Here is a 17,238-nt window from a genome sequence, read left to right on the forward strand (position 1 = left end):
TGGGTGCGATCTCAGACGTGATAGACGTCGAGTACCTGCCGGATGTAGTCGTTCTTCAGGACGATCTTCTTGGATGCAATCAGGAAGTCGTCACCGGATTTGCGCAGGGTGACGAACATCGTGCCGAAGAAGTGGTCGGTGGTCTTGTACCGGTGGCTGAGGGTGTGGAAGTTGTAGCGCACGTCGACCTCACCGTCGCGCTCGGCCATGACTTCCACGTTGGTGATGCCGTGGCTGGTTCTCGGCTCCGGCGTCGATGCACCGCTGCGCTCGGTCTTGATGCGGAAGACGCGGTCTTCCAGCCCACAGCGATCGGGGTAGTACATCAACGAGATCTGGCTCTGCGGGTCGTCGGTCAACTGGTCGTCGTCATCCCAGGCGGGCATCCAGTACGTGACGTCTTCGGCGTAGCACTCCAGCCAGGCGTCCCACTGGCGGTCGTCAAGCAGCCGCGCCTCGCGGTACAGGGCGGCGCAGATCTTCTGGTAATCGGCGCTCATGCTGGCACCCCTTCGCATTCCTTCTTCAATGCGTCACGCATGACTTGCACCCAGTATTCGTGCTGGCAGACGAACAAGCCTTCGTCTTCACTGCGCTCGCCCGAGATGAGCGGCTTCAAGCCCATCTTCGTGGCGTTCTCGTCGGGGCCATGTACCCACAGCGGCGCGCCGCGCGACAGGTCGTTCCACAGCGCCGTGGTGCCGGCATACCCGTTCTGACAGGCGCGGAATTCCTCTAGGTCGTCAGCCGTGCCCATGCCGGTCACGTTGAAGAAATCTTCGTACTGGCGGATGCGCGTGGCGCGGTCAGTGGCGCTCTCGCCCTTCGGCGCAAAGCAGAAGATTGAGACTTCGGTCTTGTCGACGCTGATCGGCCGCACCACGCGAATCTGCGTGCTGAACTGGTCCATCAGAAACACGTTCGGATACAGGCACAGGTTGCGGGTCTGATTGACGATGAAGTCCGTCTGGGTTTCGCCCACGCGTGCCTGGATTTCCTCACGGTGCGCATAGACCGGCCGCACTTCCGGGTTCATCGTCTTGGTCCACAGCAGGATATGGCCGTGTTCGAACCCATAGACGCCAGCTACCGACTTGCTCCAGCTGTTCGCATCCACGGCCTGGGTGCCGCCTTCCTTGCGTCGGCCCATCGTCGCGGCGTAATTCCAGTGCACGGTGCTCACGTGGTAGCCGTCGCAGCCGTTCTCCATCTGCATCTTCCAGTTGCCTTCGTAGATGTAGGACGAGTTGCCACGCAGCACTTCGAGCCCGTTCGGCGCCTGATCGACAATCTGGTCGATGATCACGCGCGCTTCGCCGAGGTAATCCTCGAGCGGCAGCACGTCGGCGTTGAGGCTGCCGAACAGGAAGCCGCGGTAGTTCTGGAACCGTGCGACCTTCCTCAGGTCATGCGAGCCATGCGTGTTGAACTGCACCGGGTACTCGGTGGTCTTTTCGTCCTTCACCTTGAGCAACTTGCCGGTGTTGGAGAACGTCCAGCCATGGAACGGGCAAGTGAAGCTGCCCTTGTTGCCGTGCTTGCGGCGGCAAAGCATGGCGCCCTTGTGTGCGCAAGCGTTGATGACGGCGTTCAGCTCACCGGTCTTGTCGCGGGTGATGACGATCGGCTGGCGGCCGATCCACGTGGTGTAGTAGTCGTTGTTGTTCGGAATCTGGCTCTCGTGCGCCAGATACACCCAGTTGTTCTCGAAGATGTGCTTCATCTCCAGTTCGAACAAATCCGGGTTGGTAAAGATGTCTCGGCGGCAGCGGAAAATACCCGCCGCTTCGTCATCCACCACCGCGGTTGACAGCAGGTGATCCAGTTCGTTGGCTTTGTCGATCAAGGCGGACATGGTCGTCTCCACGTTGAGGCATCGGGTCTCAGGCCTCGGCCGAGGCGCGCAAGCGGTTCACGCGCTGGTTGTCCTTGCCCTGTACCAGCGGCGTCAGGACGACGTTGAACTCGATGTCCTTGTACGCATCGGTCTTCAGATCGAACGCGGCACCGCCGGTTTTCTCGGTCACGTGCGGAATCAGTTCTTCGCGGGTGGCGTAGGCGAAGTCGTCCCAGATCAGCGGATCGCCTTCGATGTTGAATTGCGTCGTCAGCTTGCGGTGGCCGTCGCTGGAGACGAAGAAGTGCACGTGCGCCGGACGATTGCCATGGCGGGCAAGCCCGTTCAGCAGTTGCTGGGTCGCACCCTGCGGCGGGCAACCGTAGCCCACGGGCATGAGCGTGCGGAATTCGTACTTGCCGTCGGCGCCGGTTCGGACTGCGCCGCGCAGGTTGAACGCGCTCTGCTCACCGGTCGGATCGAAGTGCGAGTAGAAGCCGTTCGAGTTCGCGTGCCAGCACTCGACCAGCGCGCCGGCCACCGGCTTGCCGCCCGGGCCAGTCACCGTGCCGTGGATGATCAGCGGGCCCGCAGCCGGGTCCGGATCGATGTCGATGCGGGATACACCATCGCGCACCGTTGCGCCTGCAACGTACAGGGGGCCTTCGATCGTGCGCGGCGTGCCACCGTTGAGGCCAAGTGCCGCGTCCGCAGCGTCCATGCGGATGTCGAGGTACTTCTCCAGGCCCACACCGGCAGCGAGCAGTGCCGCCTCGCCATCCTGGCCGAGCTTGTTCAGGTAGTTGATGCCCGCCCAGACTTCATCCGGCGTGATGTCGAGATCATCGATGGCCTTGAACAGATCGGCCAACAGACGGTGGGTGATCTGCTTCAGGCGGGCATTGCCCTCGTTGCCGTCCAGGTTGGTGGCGGCCTTCAGCAGGTCCTGCACTTCTTTCGTTTGGAATACGCGTGCGTTCATGATGGGTGTCTCCACTGGGTTCTTTTGGGGAAATGTCCGGGCGATCTTTCAGACTCAGGCGTCATCGTCATGAATGGACGACGGGTGACGGCACAGGGGCGTCACGGCAATCTGCATGTACGGAAACAGCGGCAACGCGGTCAGGATGTCGTGCAGCTCGGTGTTGCTTTGCACGTCGAAGACGCTGACGTTCGCGTACTCGCCAACCAGGCGCCAGATGTGGCGCCACTTGCCGCTGCGCTGCAGCTCCTGCGAGTAGGCCTTCTCGCGCGTCTTGATCTCGTCGGCGACATCGGCGGGCATGTCGGCCGGCAGGTGAACATCCATGCGGACGTGGAACAGCATTGCGGTCTCCTTGGCGGGGTTGTTTGGTTTTGGTGCTCTTATTGCCGGCGCAAGCGGGTCAACTTGTCGCGGTCGATCTGGATGCCGAGGCCGGGGCCTGTTGGTACCTGCAGCATGAAATCGCGGTACTGCAGCGGCTCGGTCAGCAGTTCTTGCGTGAGCAGCAAGGGGCCGAACAACTCGGTGCCGAATTGCAGGTCGCCAAAGGTGGAAAACACGTGGGCCGAAGCTGCCGTGCCGACCGCGCCTTCGAGCATCGTTCCGCCATACAGACTGATGCCCGCAAGCTGCGCGATGGCCGCCACCTGCATGGCAGGGACGAGGCCACCGGATTGGGCGATCTTCACGGCGAAGACATCGGCGCTGGCGCTACAGGCCAGCTCAAACGCATCCAGCGGACCATGCAGCGCTTCGTCGGCCATCATCGGCACAGCGAACTGGCGGGCCAGGCGTTCCAGCGCGGCGCGGTTTTCGGCGCGCACGGGTTGTTCAATGAGGTCGATGCCGCCGGCTTGCAGTGCCGCGATGCCGTTGGCGGCGTCGAGTTCGCTCCAGGCCTGGTTGACGTCCACACGCACGCTTACCGCGTCACCCAGCGCGCGCTTGATGGCCAGCACGTGGGCCACATCGTCGGCCACCGGGCGCAGGCCGATCTTCAGCTTGAAGATGCGGTGGCGGCGCTCGGCGAGCATCGCTTCTGCCTCGGCAATGTCCTTCTTTGTGTCGCCGCTGGCGAGCGTCCAAGCCACCGGCAGCGCATCACGCAGCCGGCCGCCGAGCAGTTCCGACAGCGGCACGTTCAGCCGGCGCGCTTGGGCGTCGAGCAGCGCCGTTTCCAGCGCGCACTTGGCAAAGCGGTTGCCCTGGATGGTCTTGCGCACGCGTGCCATGGCAGCCGCCACGTTGCGCGCATCCATGCCGATCAGCAGCGGCGCGATGTGCGTGTCGATGTTGACCTTGATGCTCTCGGGGCTTTCTTCGCCGTAGTTCAGGCCACCGATGGTGGTGGCCTCGCCCCAGCCTTCGATGCCGTCTTCGCAGCACACATGCACGAGCACCAGCGTCTGGGTGTGCATGGTGGCGACAGAGAGCTTGTGCGGACGGATGGTGGGCACATCCACTAGAATGGCCTCGATCGAGCGAATCATGTTTTCCAGGTATCAGAGTGATGACGATCAACTTGGAAACCAGATTACGCAGCGCGATTTATTGCGTCCAACACCGATTTAGTATCAGCTTCATACCTATAAGGTTGGATATGGAACTGCGCCACCTGCGCTACTTCGTGGCCGTTGCTGAAGAGCTGAATTTCACGCGCGCCGCTGAGCGCCTGCACATCGCCCAGCCGCCGCTCTCGCGGCAGATTCAGCAACTGGAAGAGGAGATCGGCGTGCTGCTGTTCGAGCGCGGCAGCCGCCCGCTCAAGCTGACGGAAGCCGGCCGCTTCTTCCACGCGCACGCGCGCCAGTTGCTGGCGCAGACGGCCGAATTGGCCTCCATGACGCAGCGCGTCGGGCAGATCGAGCGCCGCATGTCGATCGGCTTTGTCGCCTCGACGCTGTACGGGATGCTGCCGAAAGTCATCCGGCGTTTCCGGGCGGAATACCCGATGGTCGATCTCACCATGCACGAGATGACCACCATGGACCAGATCCAGGCGCTCAAGGACGGTCGCATCGACGTGGGTTTCGGCCGCATCCGCTATGAAGACCCGAACGTGCGGCGCATCCTGCTGCGCGACGAACGGCTGATGGTTGCCCTGCCCTCGGGTCATCCGTTGCTGGGGACAAAGCCTGAGGTGTCGTTGCGCGATCTGGTCGGCGACACGCTCATCATTTATCCGCGCGCGCCACGCCCGAGCTATGCCGATCAGGTGCTCGCCCTGTTCCACGATCGCGCGCTGGAACCGAGCAAGATTTACGAGGCACGGGAATTGCAAATCGCCCTCGGGTTGGTGGCGGCTGGCGAAGGGGTGTCGGTGGTGCCGCGCAGCGTGGCGGGCCTGAAGCGGGAAGACGTTTGCTATATGGAACTCGACGATCCGCAACTGGTCTCGCCCATTATCTTCAGTACGCGGCTGCTGGATGAATCTGAAGACATCCAGGCTATGCTGGCCCTGACGTACCGGTTGTACGATGAGCAGAACATTCGGTACTACACGCCGTCGTAAGGCTTGCAATAGCGGCCCCAAAGTTACAAGCCGCTGGACACGAGGCCCGCATGGGCTAGATTGAAACGAGGCGCCCGTCCGCCTGCGATTGGAGCGTAGCGAGTGACAAGAAGACGCCGCCTCGTCAAGTTGACCCTCATCGCGGTGCCGCTCGTGCTGCTTGCGATCGCGGCTTGGCTCGTCGCCGGTGAGTTGAAGACTTCCGACCTGCAGGCACGCTATCTGGCGCACCTGGGCGAGTCGCAAACCTTTCCCGTCCAGCCGGGGCCGAACGCCTCCGCGCGGTTTCCGAACTCCGGCCCCTACGACGAACGCCTCGGTTATCACCAGCTCCCGACCTTTCTTGATCGCCTGCGTTCGCGCGGCTACCTCGTCGCCCAGCAAGCCGTGCCGTCGCAAGACATGCTCTCGCTGATGGACCGCGGCCTGAACGCCCTGTACCGCGAGAAAGACCAAGCCGGGCTGGAACTGCTCGACGACGACGGCCGCCCCATTTACCGCGTACGCCACCCCGAACGCGTGTATGACGGTTTTAAATCGGTGCCGCCGTTGCTGGTCAGCTCGCTGCTCGCGATCGAAAACCGCACGCTGCTGCAGACCGAATATCCCAAGCGCAATCCAGCTGTGGAATGGACGCGCCTGGCGCGCGCGGTGTGGGACCGTGCCCTGCATACCGTCAACACCGCGCACGAGTCGCCCGGCGGCAGCACGCTCGCCACGCAAATCGAAAAGTACCGACACTCACCCGAAGGCCGCACCGAATCCCCCAGCGAAAAACTGCGCCAGATGGCGTCCGCATCCGCACGCGCCTACCTCAACGGCGAAGACACCACCGCCACGCGCCACCAACTTGTGGTCGACTATCTGAACACCGTGCCGCTGGGCGCGCGTGCCGGGTTTGGTGAAATTCAAGGCATTGGGGATGCGCTCTGGGTCTGGTACGGCCGGGACTTTGCGCAGGTGAATGCGTTGCTATCAACCACCTCGGAGGCGTCGCTGGATGAGCGTGCACTGGCCTACAAGGAGGCGTTGAGCCTGTTGGTATCGCAGCGGCGCCCATCGTATTACCTGGAAAACCTCGATGAGCTTGAAGCGCTGACGAACGCTTACCTGCGCGTGCTCGCCGCCACAGGCGTGATTCCGCCCGCGCTACGCGACGCAGCGATTGCGCAATCGCTCAAGCAGCAGGCCCTGAACACCCGCGTGCCACCTCCGCCGGTCGAGCACAAAGGCACCAATGCCGTGCGCGTGAACCTGGCGAGCATGCTGGGCATCTCGCGCATGTATTCACTCGACCGGCTGGACCTGACGGCCAGCAGCACGCTCGACGCGCCCTTTCAGCGCGAGATCACCACCGAACTGCGCAAGCTGCGCGACCCTGCACGCGCAAAAGCCGCGGGCCTCGTCGGCGACAAGATGCTTGAACACGGCGACCCGAGCGGCGTGACCTACAGCTTCACGCTGTATGAGCGCGCGCCCGGCGGCAACCGCGTGCTGGTGCAGGCCGACACCTTCGACAAGCCATTCGACATCAACGAAGGCGTGAAGCTGGACTTGGGCTCTACGGCCAAGCTGCGCACGCTGGTGACGTATCTGCAAATCGTGGCCGAGCTGCACCAGCGCTATGCCGACCAGCCTGCCGCGGCGCTGCGCAAGCTCAACATCCCGGTGCAGAACCCAATCGAGCGCTGGGCCGTCGACTACCTCGCCCACACGCCCGACAACCCGCAAGACCGCTCGCTCGCGACAATGCTGGATGCATCGATGGAGCGCAAATATTCCGGCAACGCCGGCGAGTGGTTTGCCACCGGCGGTGGCATGCAGAGTTTCGAAAACTTCGAGAAATGGGAAGGCACGCAATTCTTCACGGTGCGCGAGGGGCTCAAGCACTCCGTCAACCTCGTCTTCGTGCGGATCATGCGCGACATCTCGCGCTACTTTCAGCACCAGTTGCCCAGCGCCGGCGCCGAAGCGCTGACCGATCCCGAATCACCCCAGCGACAGGTCTACCTGCAACGCTTTGCCGACCGCGAAGGCAAGCTCTTCATGGGCCGCTTCTACGCAAAGTACAAAGGCAAAACCGACGCAGAACGCGAAGCCATCCTTGTGCAGAGCACGCATGCCACACCGGTGCGGCTGGCGACCATCTTCCGCAGCATCGACCCCGAGGCCGGCCCGGGCAAACTCGCCGCGTTCATCCGCAGCTATTTACCTGGCGCAAAGCTTGACGAGGCAACGCTCGCCAAGCTGTACGAGAAGTACTCCGTCCAGCGTTTTGATCTGGCCGACCGCGGCTACATCGCGCGACTGCATCCGCTGGAACTGTGGCTGGTGGCGTATCTGCGGACCCACCCGCAGGCCACGCTCACGCAGGTGAACGAGGCAAGCGCCGATGAACGGCTGGCCGTGTACAAGTGGCTGTTGCAGTCGCGTCGCAAGGGCGCGCAGGACAAGCGCATCAAGCAAATGCTGGAGATCGAAGCGTTCCAGCAGATTCACGCGATGTGGAAGCGGCTGGGCTATCCGTTCGAATCGCTGGTGCCCTCGTATGGCACGGCCATCGGTGCATCGGCAGATCGTCCTGCATCACTGGCTGAGCTGATGGGCATCATCGAAAACGACGGCATCCGCCTGCCCACCGTACGCATCGACCGCCTGCGCTTTGCCGCCAACACCCCCTACGAAGTCATCCTCTGCCGCGACCCCAACGCCGGTGAACGCGTGCTGCCGCCCGAAATTCCGCCACTGGTCAAATCCGCGCTGGCGGGCGTGGTGGAAGGCGGCACCGCCAAGCGCATCTCCGGCACCTTCGTCCAGAAAGACGGCAAGCCCATCCCCATCGGGGGCAAAACTGGCACGGGCGACAACCGCTTTAAAACGTTCAGCCGCGGCGGCGGCCTCATCTCCGAACGCGTCGTCAGCCGCTCCGGCGCCTTCGTCTTCTACCTGGGCGACCGCTACTTCGGCACCGTCGTCGCCTACGTAGCCGGCGCAGACGCCGCCAAATACAAGTTCACCAGCGCACTAACCGTGCAGGTCCTCAAAGTCCTGGCCCCCACCCTGATGGACCACCTGGACCTGAAAGACGAAGCCCCAGCGTTCAACTGCAAGCTCCCGCAAGCCACCGCCCCCGAACAAAAGCTGGATTGACGCGACGGGCAAGCCCCTGGCGTTGCGCCCGCGTCCAGATGGTGTGGCCGTGCCCTGCCCTATGCGGCGCCTTGGATTTTTGTTGCGGGGAGGATAAAGAAGGGAGGCCTGTCTGAGCGAAGCGAGTTTGCCTCCCTTCCCTCCCCGCGACAGAAATCCAAGGAGGGGGGTCGCCGCATCGGGCGCGCCTTTCTTTGCTTACTTTCTTTGGCAAGACAAAGAAAGTGAGTCAGCCCCGGCAGGGGATGAAACAAGGGATGCACCATCAACGCAGATGACGCTGCAACCAAATAGCACCAGCACAAACCACCGCAATCAACGCCCCCCAGGCAAACAAATCCCTCACGGCCAACAACGCCGCCTGCCGATCAATCTCCGCAGAAATCCGAATCAACTCCGCACCCTGCAGCGCATGCGGCCACTGCCAGTCAGGCGTAAACGCACTCACATGCCCCACCAGGTCCGTCCGATGCTGCGCCTGCCCGCGCTGCAACAACAACGTCGCCCCCATCGTCCCAAACGCCTGTGCCCAGGCGCGCATGATCCCCTTGAACTGATACGCATGACCGAAATCCTTGGCCGGCATATCGACATACGTCAGCCCCGCCACCTGGATGACGACAAACATCCCCACCATGCCTTCGATCAAAAACCCCGGCGCCACCGCCATCACAGACGCCCCCGGGCATCGCCGCATGCGACATCCACAGGAATGCCACCGCCATCAGCACAAAGCCGACGGAGATCAGCACCCGCTTGGGCGGCAGCACATTTGTTAACTGGAAATTCAGGATGCCCAGCACGACCGTCACCAGCCCGCCCAGGCTCATCAACTGCGCGGTGGTCTCATAGCGGAACCCCAGCCCGTTCTGCAGCAGGCTCGACGACAAAAAACCCCACGCGCTCGCAAACACGTAGTAGATGGCGTAGAACACCATCCCCATCAGAAAGCGCCGCTGCAGCGTGGCCCGCAAGTCCACCCACGGCAGTGGGTGGCCGGTCTGGCGGATGCCGATCCAGGCAATCAGCGCCGCCACCGCAATGATGGGCAGCACTTGCGCCGGCGAGCCATCCGGGTGCACGAACCGCGCTTGCTGAAAGCCATGCAATGCAATCAGCGCCGCCAGCCCGAAGGCAATAGCCGACGGCCAATCGAGCGACGCAAAATCGCCCTTGCGCTCGTGCATCTTGGGGTGCGGATAGAACGCCGCCACCAGCCCCGCTACCACCACCGCCACCAGCAGTTGCGCAACGAAGATGGCGCGCCAGCCAAACTGCTCGGTCAGCGCCGCAGACAGCATCGGCGACACGCAGCTCAGCCCGAAGATGCCGTAGATCATCCCCTTCATCATCGTGCGGCGCTCATGCGCAGGGCTATGCTGCACAAAGATGCGCGACGTGGAAAGCATCGGCCCCGCGCCAAACCCCTGCACCGCCCGGCCCACGATCAGCATCGTGCCACCCTCAGCCGCTGCGCACATCAGCGTGCCTGCAATGAACACTACCAGCGACAACAACGTATGCCGGCGGTACGTCATGTGATCCGCCAGCCGGCCCATCACCAGAATGGCCAGGCTGGCGGCCGCCGCATACGCCGTCACGGCCCATAGATACACATCTTGTGACGCGAGCACCCCGCCTTCGATATGCGGCCCCGCAATCGAAAACATCAGGTTGGCCATGTAGTCCACGCCTGTCGCCAGGCCGATCACCATGCCCACCATGCGCAGTTCCATCCGGCTGCCGACGGTCGATTCCCCCGGTGCGCGGCGCGGCGCAGGGGCGGGTGAAATGGTGTGGTCTGTGCTTGGCGTGTTCATGCAGGGATGGTAATTTGCCCGCAAACCGGCGGAAATCGCCTGCCAACAAATTCATTGTTCAATTATGCGAACGACGGACTGGAACGACTGGGACACCTTCTGCACCGTGGCCACCCTCGGCAGCTTCACCCGGGCGGCAGATCGGCTGGGGCTGCCCAAATCGTCAGTCAGCACGGCGGTGTCGCGGCTGGAAGGCAAACTCGGCGCGCGCCTGTTCGAGCGTAGTACGCGCCGCCTGCGCCTGACCGACGCCGGCGAAGCGCTGCTGCGTGATGCCGGCCCCCTATTCCAGCGCCTGCGCGAAGTGTCCGAAGATGCGGCCGCCACATTCCAGTCGCCCGCGGGCACCCTGCGCATTGCCATGCCATATGAATTTGCCGCACGGCAGTTTGCCGAGGTGGTGCTGGAAGTCATGCGGGAGCACACCGGCCTGCGCATCGAAGTGGATGTCGCACCGCGCCAGATCGACCCGCTCGCCCAGGGCTACGACATCATGCTGACGGTGCCGCGCGGGCCGCTACCAGATTCAGGCCTCGTCGCGCAGCGCGTCTTTGATCTGCGCCGTGCGGTGGTGGTCGCCCCGCAGTTGCTGCAAAGACTGGGGCCGCTGTCCCACCCGGACCAACTCGCCGATTGGCCTTGCCTCGGCGTCTCGAACGAAGCCGAATGGCAATTCCGCACGCCCGGCGGCGAAACCCTCAATCTGCCGTTGGATTTCCGCATGCGGACTTCCAATAGCGAATTGCGCATGCAGGCGGCCATCGCTGGCTTGGGCGTCGCGCGAATCACCTCGGTGTTTGCGACGGATCTGATCGCCTCCGGCGCGCTGCAAGAGGTGCTGACCGATTTCCAGTCCCCACCAATGCGCGTGTACGCCATCTTCCCCGGACGCCGTCTCATGCCCGCCAAGGTGAAAGTCTTCATGGATGCGCTGCACCGCCGCATTGAACAGTCTCGCCAGCACAGCGACGTGCGCCCCACGTTTGCGGACGAAACCGCGCCGTGGCCGCCCGAATCGCTGCTCTGATCCTGCAACCCGCCCTTTTCTCGTTCATCACGCAAAGCCATGCGCCCGTTTACCCGGTTTCCTGTTTTGGTCGCCCTGCTCACCTTGAGCGCCACTGCCTGCTCCCGCGCCGAAGATATCGGCAGCGTCAGCACCAATTTCCGCATCACCGGCTCTGACAAGATCGTCGTGGAAGCCTATGACGACCCGCTCGTGCAAGGCGTCACCTGCTACGTGTCGCGCGCCCGCACCGGCGGCATCAAGGGCACGCTCGGCGTGGCTGAAGACGTGAGCGAAGCCGCCGTAGCCTGCCGCCAGGTGGGCGACATCACCTTCGTCAAGCCGCTGCCACAGCAGGACGACATGTTCACACAGCGCCTGTCGCTCGTCTTCAAGACGCTGCACGTGGTGCGGGTGGTGGACCGCAAGCGCAACGTGCTGGTCTACCTCACGTATTCCGACAAGGTCATCTCGGGCAGCCCCAAGAACAGTGTGACGGCCGTGCCGGTGCCCGCCAGCCAGCCTATCCCGGTCAAATAAGGCGCGAAAGCGGCGTGCGCACCATGGTGGTGCGCTTCGACGCAAGCGTGGCGGCCAAACAACGCGAAGTGGTGCATACGTAAGCCTACGTATGGTGCATTGCATCATCTAGTGTATAGTCAGGGTATTCCCTAACCGGGAAATCCCTAAGAGGCCAATCATGCAAAACACGAACGACCTGAAGCTGACCGATCAACTCGAACGCGAACTGATCGAGCGCGAAATGTCCGAAGGTATCTACTACTATCGCCGTCCGAACGGCACCTCGTTCTCGTTTGCCCAGTTCTTCTCGGCAATCGCGAGCCTGTTCAGCACGCACCGCACCGCCAAGGCCTGATCTGTCGTCATCAGCCGCCGTTGTTGTCGATGGGCGTGTGCCCGAGCTAGCTGTATCGCTGTACTCGCAACACCCGTAGCATCGTGCGCCGGCCATGTGTTTTGACACCTGCCGCCACACCCGCCAGGTCATGACCGCCTGGTGCCAATCGAGGGCCGGTTTCCGGCCCTTTGTCATGTCTGCGGCGCGCGCATGTGCCTGTTCTTGCGCGCTGCGGCATTGCTTTCCTCTCCGCTTTGCCCGGACCGCTTCCCGGTTGTCTTCTCCATCGCCTGTGCTTTACTGAGTAGAGCCGCGCCCACCGATACCCAGACCACGCGCGCATTGACGCTGCGACGCAGGCACACGGCGACCCAATCCCCAAGGAGACTCCCATGGCGATCAGCCTCAAGCTGTCGGTCAACGGTGCGCCTGTCACCGTCAGTGTCGAACCCCATACCCTGTTGGTCCAACTGTTGCGCGAGCAGCTGCACCTGACCGGCACGCACGTCGGTTGCGATACGGCGCAATGTGGCGCCTGCACGGTGCATATGAACGGGCGCGCGGTGAAGTCGTGCAACATCCTCGCCGTGCAAGCCGACGGTGCGGATGTGACCACCATCGAAGGCTTGTCCAAAGATGGTGCGCTGCACCCGATGCAAGCGGCCTTCCGCGAATGCCACGGCCTGCAATGCGGCTTCTGCACGCCCGGCATGGTCATGGCCGCCACCGCGCTGGTTGCGCAAAACCCGCATCCAAGCGAACAGCAGGTGCGCGAACAGCTCGACGGCAACCTCTGCCGCTGCACGGGCTATCACAACATCGTGCGCGCCGTACTCCAGGGCGCCGAAGCGATGGCCAAGGCCGAAGGCAACGATGCCTCCCTGCAAGGCCTGGCCGCCGCCCGCGCCCACGCTGCCTGATCAGGCGACCCACGACGCGAGGACACCACCATGAACGCTCCCGCAGAACCCAACCACCACCTGATCGGCGCAGCCGTCAAGCGCAAGGAAGACTTCCGCTTCCTGACCGGCGCCGGACAGTACACAGACGACGTCGTCCAGGCGCACCAGTCGTACGCGGTGTTCCTGCGCTCGCCGTATGCGCATGCGCGCATCAAGCACATCAACGCCGATGCGGCGCGCAAGCATCCGGGCGTGCTGGCCGTGCTCACCGGCGACGACCTGGCCGCTGACAAAGTCAATGGCCTGCCGTGCGGCTGGCTGATCCACAGCATTGACGGCACACCGATGAAGGAGCCGCCCCACCCCGTGCTCGCGCAAGGCAAAGTGCGCCACGTGGGCGACCAGGTGGCGCTGGTGGTGGCCGAATCCGTGAAGATCGCCAAGGACGCCGCCGAGATGATCGACGTGGAGTACGACGAGCTGCCCGCCGTGATCGACACCGCCACCGCGGACACCGCCAGGTCTGCCGTGCACGACGACGTGCCCAACAACACCTGCTACACCTGGGGCCACGGCGATAAGGCCGCCACCGATGCCGCCTTCGCCAAGGCCGCGCATGTGACGCAGCTCCATATCGTCAACAACCGCTTGATTCCGAACGCGATCGAACCGCGCGCCGTCAACGCCAGCTATTCGCGCCAGGACGACAGCTACACGCTCTACGTCGCCAACCAGAACCCGCATGTGGAACGCCTGCTGATGTCGGCGTTCGTGCTGGGCCTGACGGAGGCCAAGGTGCGCGTGATTGCGCCCGATGTGGGCGGCGGGTTCGGCTCGAAGATCTTCCTGTACCCGGAAGATGTGGCGCTCACGTGGGCATCGAAGAAGGTCGGCCGACCGATCAAGTGGACAGCGGAGCGCTCCGAATCCTTCCTCACCGATGCGCACGGCCGCGACCACGTCACGCATGCCGAACTGGCGCTCGATGCGCAAGGCAACTTTCTCGCCATGCGCGTGCACACCACGGCCAACATGGGGGCGTATCTGTCGACCTTTGCCAGCAGCGTGCCGACCATCCTGTATGCGACGCTGCTCGCGGGCCAGTACAAGACGCCCGCCATCTACGCCGAGGTGAAAGCGGTGTTCACCAACACGGCGCCGGTGGATGCATACCGCGGTGCCGGACGGCCGGAAGCGACCTACGTGGTGGAGCGGCTGGTGGAAACCGCTGCGCGCGAACTGCAGATGGACCCGGCGGAGCTGCGCCGCCGCAACTTCATCCGCACGTTCCCGTATGCCACGCCGGTGGGCCTGACGTATGACACCGGCGACTACGAGCCCCTGCTCGATCGCTCCATCGAACTGGCCGACGTCAAGGGCTTTGCCGCCCGCCGCGATGCCTCGCGCGCCAAGGGGCGGCTGCGCGGCATCGGCTACTCCTGCTACATCGAGGCCTGCGGGCTGGCGCCATCCAACATTGCCGGTGCACTGGGCGCACGTGCGGGGTTGTTTGAAGCCGGCGAAATCCGCGTACACCCAACGGGCTCCGTCACGGTATTCACCGGCTCACACAGCCATGGGCAGGGGCACGAGACCACGTTTGCGCAAGTGGTGGCCGATCGCCTGGGCGTGCCGCTTGAGAACGTCGAGATCGTGCACGGCGATACCGGCCGCATTCCGTTCGGGATGGGCACGTATGGTTCGCGCTCGATTGCCGTGGGCGGCTCGGCCATCATGAAGGCGCTCGACAAGATCGAGGCCAAGGCCAAGAAGATCGCCGCGCATCTGCTGGAGGCGTCGGCCGAAGACATCGAGTTCAAGGACGGCGTCTTCCGCGTGGCCGGCACCGATCGCACCAAGACCTTTGGTGAAGTTGCGCTCACGGCGTACGTGCCGCACAACTACCCGCTCGACAAGCTCGAACCCGGGCTGGACGAAAACGCCTTCTACGACCCGACCAACTTCACCTATCCGGCCGGCGCGTACATCTGCGAAGTGGAGGTTGATCCCGATACCGGCGAGGTGCACATCGACAGGTTCGTTGCGGTGGACGACTTCGGCAACATCATCAACCCGATGATCGTCGAGGGGCAGGTGCACGGTGGACTTGGCCAGGGCATCGGCCAGGCGCTGATGGAGGCATGCGTGTACGACGAAAACGGCCAGCTGCTGACCGGCTCGTACATGGACTACGCCATGCCGCGCGCCGACAACCTGCCGAGCTTCACGGTAGAAACCGCCAAGGGTACGCCCTGCACGCATAACCCGCTGGGCGTCAAAGGCTGCGGCGAGGCCGGGGCGATCGGCTCGCCGCCGGCGCTCATCAACGCCATCGTCGACGCGCTGGCGCCGTTGGGTGTGAAAGACATCCAGATGCCCGCCACGCCCCACCGTGTCTGGCAAGCCATCCAAGCGGCCAAGGCCTAGGTAGAGGAGCCCACCATGTACGACTTCGAGTACCAGAAAGCCACCGACGCCCAGACCGCCGTCACCGCGATGAAGACGCACGCCGATGCCAAGTACCTCGGCGGCGGCCAGAGCCTGCTGGCGGCGATGAAGCTACGGCTGGCGCAACCGTCCACGCTGGTGGACGTCACGAGCATTCCGGGCATGCGGGGCATCCGCTCGCAGCCGGGCGTCATCACCGTGGGTGCGGCCACACGCCATGCCGACGTAGCCGAGAACGCCGATATCGTCCGCATGCTGCCCGCCCTGGCAGAGCTGGCCGGCGGTATCGGCGACCAGCAGGTGCGCGCCATGGGCACGCTGGGCGGATCGCTCGCCAACAACGACCCGGCGGCGTGCTACCCAGCGGCTGTGCTGGGCCTGAACGCCACCGTCGTCACCGAGCGGCGCAACATCGCGGCGGATGATTTCTTCCTCGGCATGTACGAGACGGCGTTGGCATCAGATGAACTCATCACCGAGGTGCAGTTTCCCGTGCCGGATCAGGCCGCCTATGTGAAGTTCCGCAACCCGGCGTCGCGCTTTGCGCTGGTGGGCGTGTTCGTCAGCCGCAAGGGCAACAACGTGCGAGTGGCCGTGACAGGCGCGGCGCCTTGCGTGTTTCGCTGTACGCCGCTGGAGCAGGCGCTGTCGGCCAATTTCACGTCGGAAGCCGCGCGCCACGTGGTGGTGCCGGCCGATGATCTGGTGGGCGATCTGCATGCCTCGCCGGAATATCGGGCGCACCTGATCCCGGTGCTGGCGGCACGCGCGGTCGAGCACGCTCTGGTGAAACACCACTGAGCGCATTGGCCAAGGAACGGCATGCCGGTCGACTCCATTGACGACTGCATCGCGCAACTGCAAGGCCAGGGCTACTTCGCCAGCCGCGAGCTGGCCACGGCCCTGTTTCTCGCACTGCGCATGCAGCGGCCGCTGTTCCTGGAAGGCGAACCCGGTGTCGGCAAGACCGAGCTGGCGAAGGCGGCGGCCGGGCTGCTAGGTACATCGCTGCTGCGGCTGCAGTGCTACGAAGGCTTGGATACCGCCAGCGCGCTCTACGAATGGGACTACCCGCGCCAGATCATGGCCCTGCGCCTGGCCGAAGCGGCAGGCGACAGACCGCGCGCCGATACGCTGTACCGTGACGAATTCCTGCTCAAGCGCCCGCTGCTGCAGGCGCTGCTGCCGGACCCCAACCACCCTGATACGCCTCGCGTCTTGCTGATCGATGAAATCGACCGCGCTGACGAACCGTTCGAGGCCTTTCTGCTGGAGCTGCTCTCGGATTTCCAGGTGTCGATTCCGGAATTCGGCACGGTGCGCGCGCAGGCGATTCCGCTGGTCATCATGACCTCCAACCGCACGCGCGAGGTGCACGACGCGCTCAAGCGGCGCTGCCTGTATCAATGGATCGGCTACCCGGACAAGGCGCGCGAGCTGCAGATCGTGGCGCAACGCGCGCCCGAAACCGCTGCCCGCCTGCAGCAACGCGCGGTGGATTTCGTACACCGCCTACGCGGCATTGATCTATTCAAGGCACCGGGTATTGCCGAAGCGATCGATTGGTGTCGCGCACTGGCCGCGCTGAATGTGACCGAGCTCGACCCGCAATCGGTGCAGGACACGCTGGGTGTGCTGCTCAAATATCAGGATGACCTGGCCCGCGTGGATACGCCAACCATCGAGCAATTGCTGGCCGCGCCCGCATTGCCGGAGTAG

15 protein-coding genes are annotated in these 17,238 nt (G+C 63.7%); 9 read left to right on the top strand and 6 right to left on the bottom strand.

The window, feature by feature from the left end; translation table 11 throughout:
- Positions 1–11: 11 nt before the first annotated feature.
- Genes benB through AB0305_RS03845 form a run of 5 tightly spaced genes read right to left on the bottom strand, consistent with a single transcriptional unit; the run spans position 12 to position 4,312 of the window.
- Positions 12–500: a benzoate 1,2-dioxygenase small subunit gene (benB, locus tag AB0305_RS03825; protein ID WP_366171520.1), complete on the bottom strand. Its 489-nt coding sequence runs from the start codon at positions 498–500 to the stop codon at positions 12–14.
- Positions 497–1,855, bottom strand: coding sequence for a Rieske 2Fe-2S domain-containing protein (locus AB0305_RS03830; protein ID WP_366171522.1), 1,359 nt, complete (start codon positions 1,853–1,855; stop codon positions 497–499). Before AB0305_RS03830 ends, benB begins: the two co-directional genes overlap by 4 nt.
- A 28-nt stretch (positions 1,856–1,883) precedes the next feature.
- On the bottom strand, positions 1,884–2,834 hold the full coding sequence (gene catA, locus AB0305_RS03835) for a catechol 1,2-dioxygenase (protein WP_366171524.1): 951 nt from the start codon (positions 2,832–2,834) through the stop codon (positions 1,884–1,886).
- A gap of 39 nt (positions 2,835–2,873) precedes the next feature.
- Positions 2,874–3,164, bottom strand: coding sequence for a muconolactone Delta-isomerase (gene catC, locus AB0305_RS03840; protein WP_366171526.1), 291 nt, complete (start codon positions 3,162–3,164; stop codon positions 2,874–2,876).
- Between the two features lie 38 nt (positions 3,165–3,202).
- Entirely contained in the window at positions 3,203–4,312 is a 1,110-nt protein-coding gene (locus AB0305_RS03845; RefSeq protein WP_366171528.1) for a muconate/chloromuconate family cycloisomerase, read from the bottom strand.
- A gap of 110 nt (positions 4,313–4,422) precedes the next feature.
- Between AB0305_RS03845 and AB0305_RS03850 the strand changes: the two genes are divergently transcribed.
- Positions 4,423–5,334, top strand: a complete 912-nt coding sequence (locus AB0305_RS03850; protein ID WP_366171530.1) for a LysR family transcriptional regulator — start codon at positions 4,423–4,425, stop codon at positions 5,332–5,334.
- Positions 5,335–5,463: 129 nt separating this feature from the next.
- Complete coding sequence (locus tag AB0305_RS03855) at positions 5,464–8,484, top strand: transglycosylase domain-containing protein (protein WP_366171532.1); 3,021 nt, start codon at positions 5,464–5,466, stop codon at positions 8,482–8,484.
- Between the two features lie 428 nt (positions 8,485–8,912).
- Here AB0305_RS03855 and AB0305_RS03860 read toward each other — a convergent pair whose 3' ends face one another.
- The gene (locus AB0305_RS03860) at positions 8,913–10,304 is read right to left on the bottom strand and encodes an MFS transporter (RefSeq protein WP_366171534.1); all 1,392 of its coding nucleotides are present in this window, start codon (positions 10,302–10,304) and stop codon (positions 8,913–8,915) included.
- Positions 10,305–10,368: 64 nt separating this feature from the next.
- Here AB0305_RS03860 and AB0305_RS03865 point away from each other — a divergent pair, with 64 nt between their 5' ends.
- From AB0305_RS03865 to AB0305_RS03895, 7 genes are all read left to right on the top strand, one after another.
- Positions 10,369–11,331 (top strand): LysR family transcriptional regulator, encoded by a 963-nt coding sequence (locus AB0305_RS03865; RefSeq protein ID WP_366171536.1) that lies wholly within the window; start codon positions 10,369–10,371, stop codon positions 11,329–11,331.
- Positions 11,332–11,370: 39 nt separating this feature from the next.
- Positions 11,371–11,850 carry a CreA family protein gene (locus AB0305_RS03870; protein ID WP_366171538.1) on the top strand — a complete coding sequence of 160 codons (480 nt, stop codon included), beginning with the start codon at positions 11,371–11,373 and terminating at the stop codon, positions 11,848–11,850.
- 160 nt (positions 11,851–12,010) lie between these two features.
- Positions 12,011–12,187: a hypothetical protein gene (locus tag AB0305_RS03875; protein WP_366171540.1), complete on the top strand. Its 177-nt coding sequence runs from the start codon at positions 12,011–12,013 to the stop codon at positions 12,185–12,187.
- A gap of 374 nt (positions 12,188–12,561) precedes the next feature.
- Positions 12,562–13,089, top strand: coding sequence for a (2Fe-2S)-binding protein (locus AB0305_RS03880; RefSeq protein ID WP_366171542.1), 528 nt, complete (start codon positions 12,562–12,564; stop codon positions 13,087–13,089).
- A gap of 30 nt (positions 13,090–13,119) precedes the next feature.
- Positions 13,120–15,498 (top strand): xanthine dehydrogenase family protein molybdopterin-binding subunit, encoded by a 2,379-nt coding sequence (locus AB0305_RS03885; protein WP_366171544.1) that lies wholly within the window; start codon positions 13,120–13,122, stop codon positions 15,496–15,498.
- Positions 15,499–15,513: 15 nt separating this feature from the next.
- Positions 15,514–16,320 carry a xanthine dehydrogenase family protein subunit M gene (locus AB0305_RS03890; protein ID WP_366171546.1) on the top strand — a complete coding sequence of 269 codons (807 nt, stop codon included), beginning with the start codon at positions 15,514–15,516 and terminating at the stop codon, positions 16,318–16,320.
- A 21-nt stretch (positions 16,321–16,341) separates the two neighbouring features.
- Positions 16,342–17,238 carry a MoxR family ATPase gene (locus AB0305_RS03895; RefSeq protein WP_366171548.1) on the top strand — a complete coding sequence of 299 codons (897 nt, stop codon included), beginning with the start codon at positions 16,342–16,344 and terminating at the stop codon, positions 17,236–17,238.

Source organism: Arthrobacter sp. NPDC080086 (genome assembly GCF_040702285.1).

Bases quoted from the DNA above. Each gene is read 5' to 3' on its own strand.
- benB (WP_366171520.1), bottom strand. From the start codon at position 500: ATGAGCGCCGATTACCAGAAGATCTGCGCCGCCCTGTACCGCGAGGCG.
- AB0305_RS03830 (WP_366171522.1), bottom strand. From the start codon at position 1,855: ATGTCCGCCTTGATCGACAAAGCCAACGAACTGGATCACCTGCTGTCA.
- catC (WP_366171526.1), bottom strand. From the start codon at position 3,164: ATGCTGTTCCACGTCCGCATGGATGTTCACCTGCCGGCCGACATGCCC.
- AB0305_RS03845 (WP_366171528.1), bottom strand. From the start codon at position 4,312: ATGATTCGCTCGATCGAGGCCATTCTAGTGGATGTGCCCACCATCCGT.
- AB0305_RS03850 (WP_366171530.1), top strand. From the start codon at position 4,423: ATGGAACTGCGCCACCTGCGCTACTTCGTGGCCGTTGCTGAAGAGCTG.
- AB0305_RS03860 (WP_366171534.1), bottom strand. From the start codon at position 10,304: ATGAACACGCCAAGCACAGACCACACCATTTCACCCGCCCCTGCGCCG.
- AB0305_RS03865 (WP_366171536.1), top strand. From the start codon at position 10,369: ATGCGAACGACGGACTGGAACGACTGGGACACCTTCTGCACCGTGGCC.
- AB0305_RS03870 (WP_366171538.1), top strand. From the start codon at position 11,371: ATGCGCCCGTTTACCCGGTTTCCTGTTTTGGTCGCCCTGCTCACCTTG.
- AB0305_RS03875 (WP_366171540.1), top strand. From the start codon at position 12,011: ATGCAAAACACGAACGACCTGAAGCTGACCGATCAACTCGAACGCGAA.
- AB0305_RS03880 (WP_366171542.1), top strand. From the start codon at position 12,562: ATGGCGATCAGCCTCAAGCTGTCGGTCAACGGTGCGCCTGTCACCGTC.
- AB0305_RS03885 (WP_366171544.1), top strand. From the start codon at position 13,120: ATGAACGCTCCCGCAGAACCCAACCACCACCTGATCGGCGCAGCCGTC.
- AB0305_RS03890 (WP_366171546.1), top strand. From the start codon at position 15,514: ATGTACGACTTCGAGTACCAGAAAGCCACCGACGCCCAGACCGCCGTC.
- AB0305_RS03895 (WP_366171548.1), top strand. From the start codon at position 16,342: ATGCCGGTCGACTCCATTGACGACTGCATCGCGCAACTGCAAGGCCAG.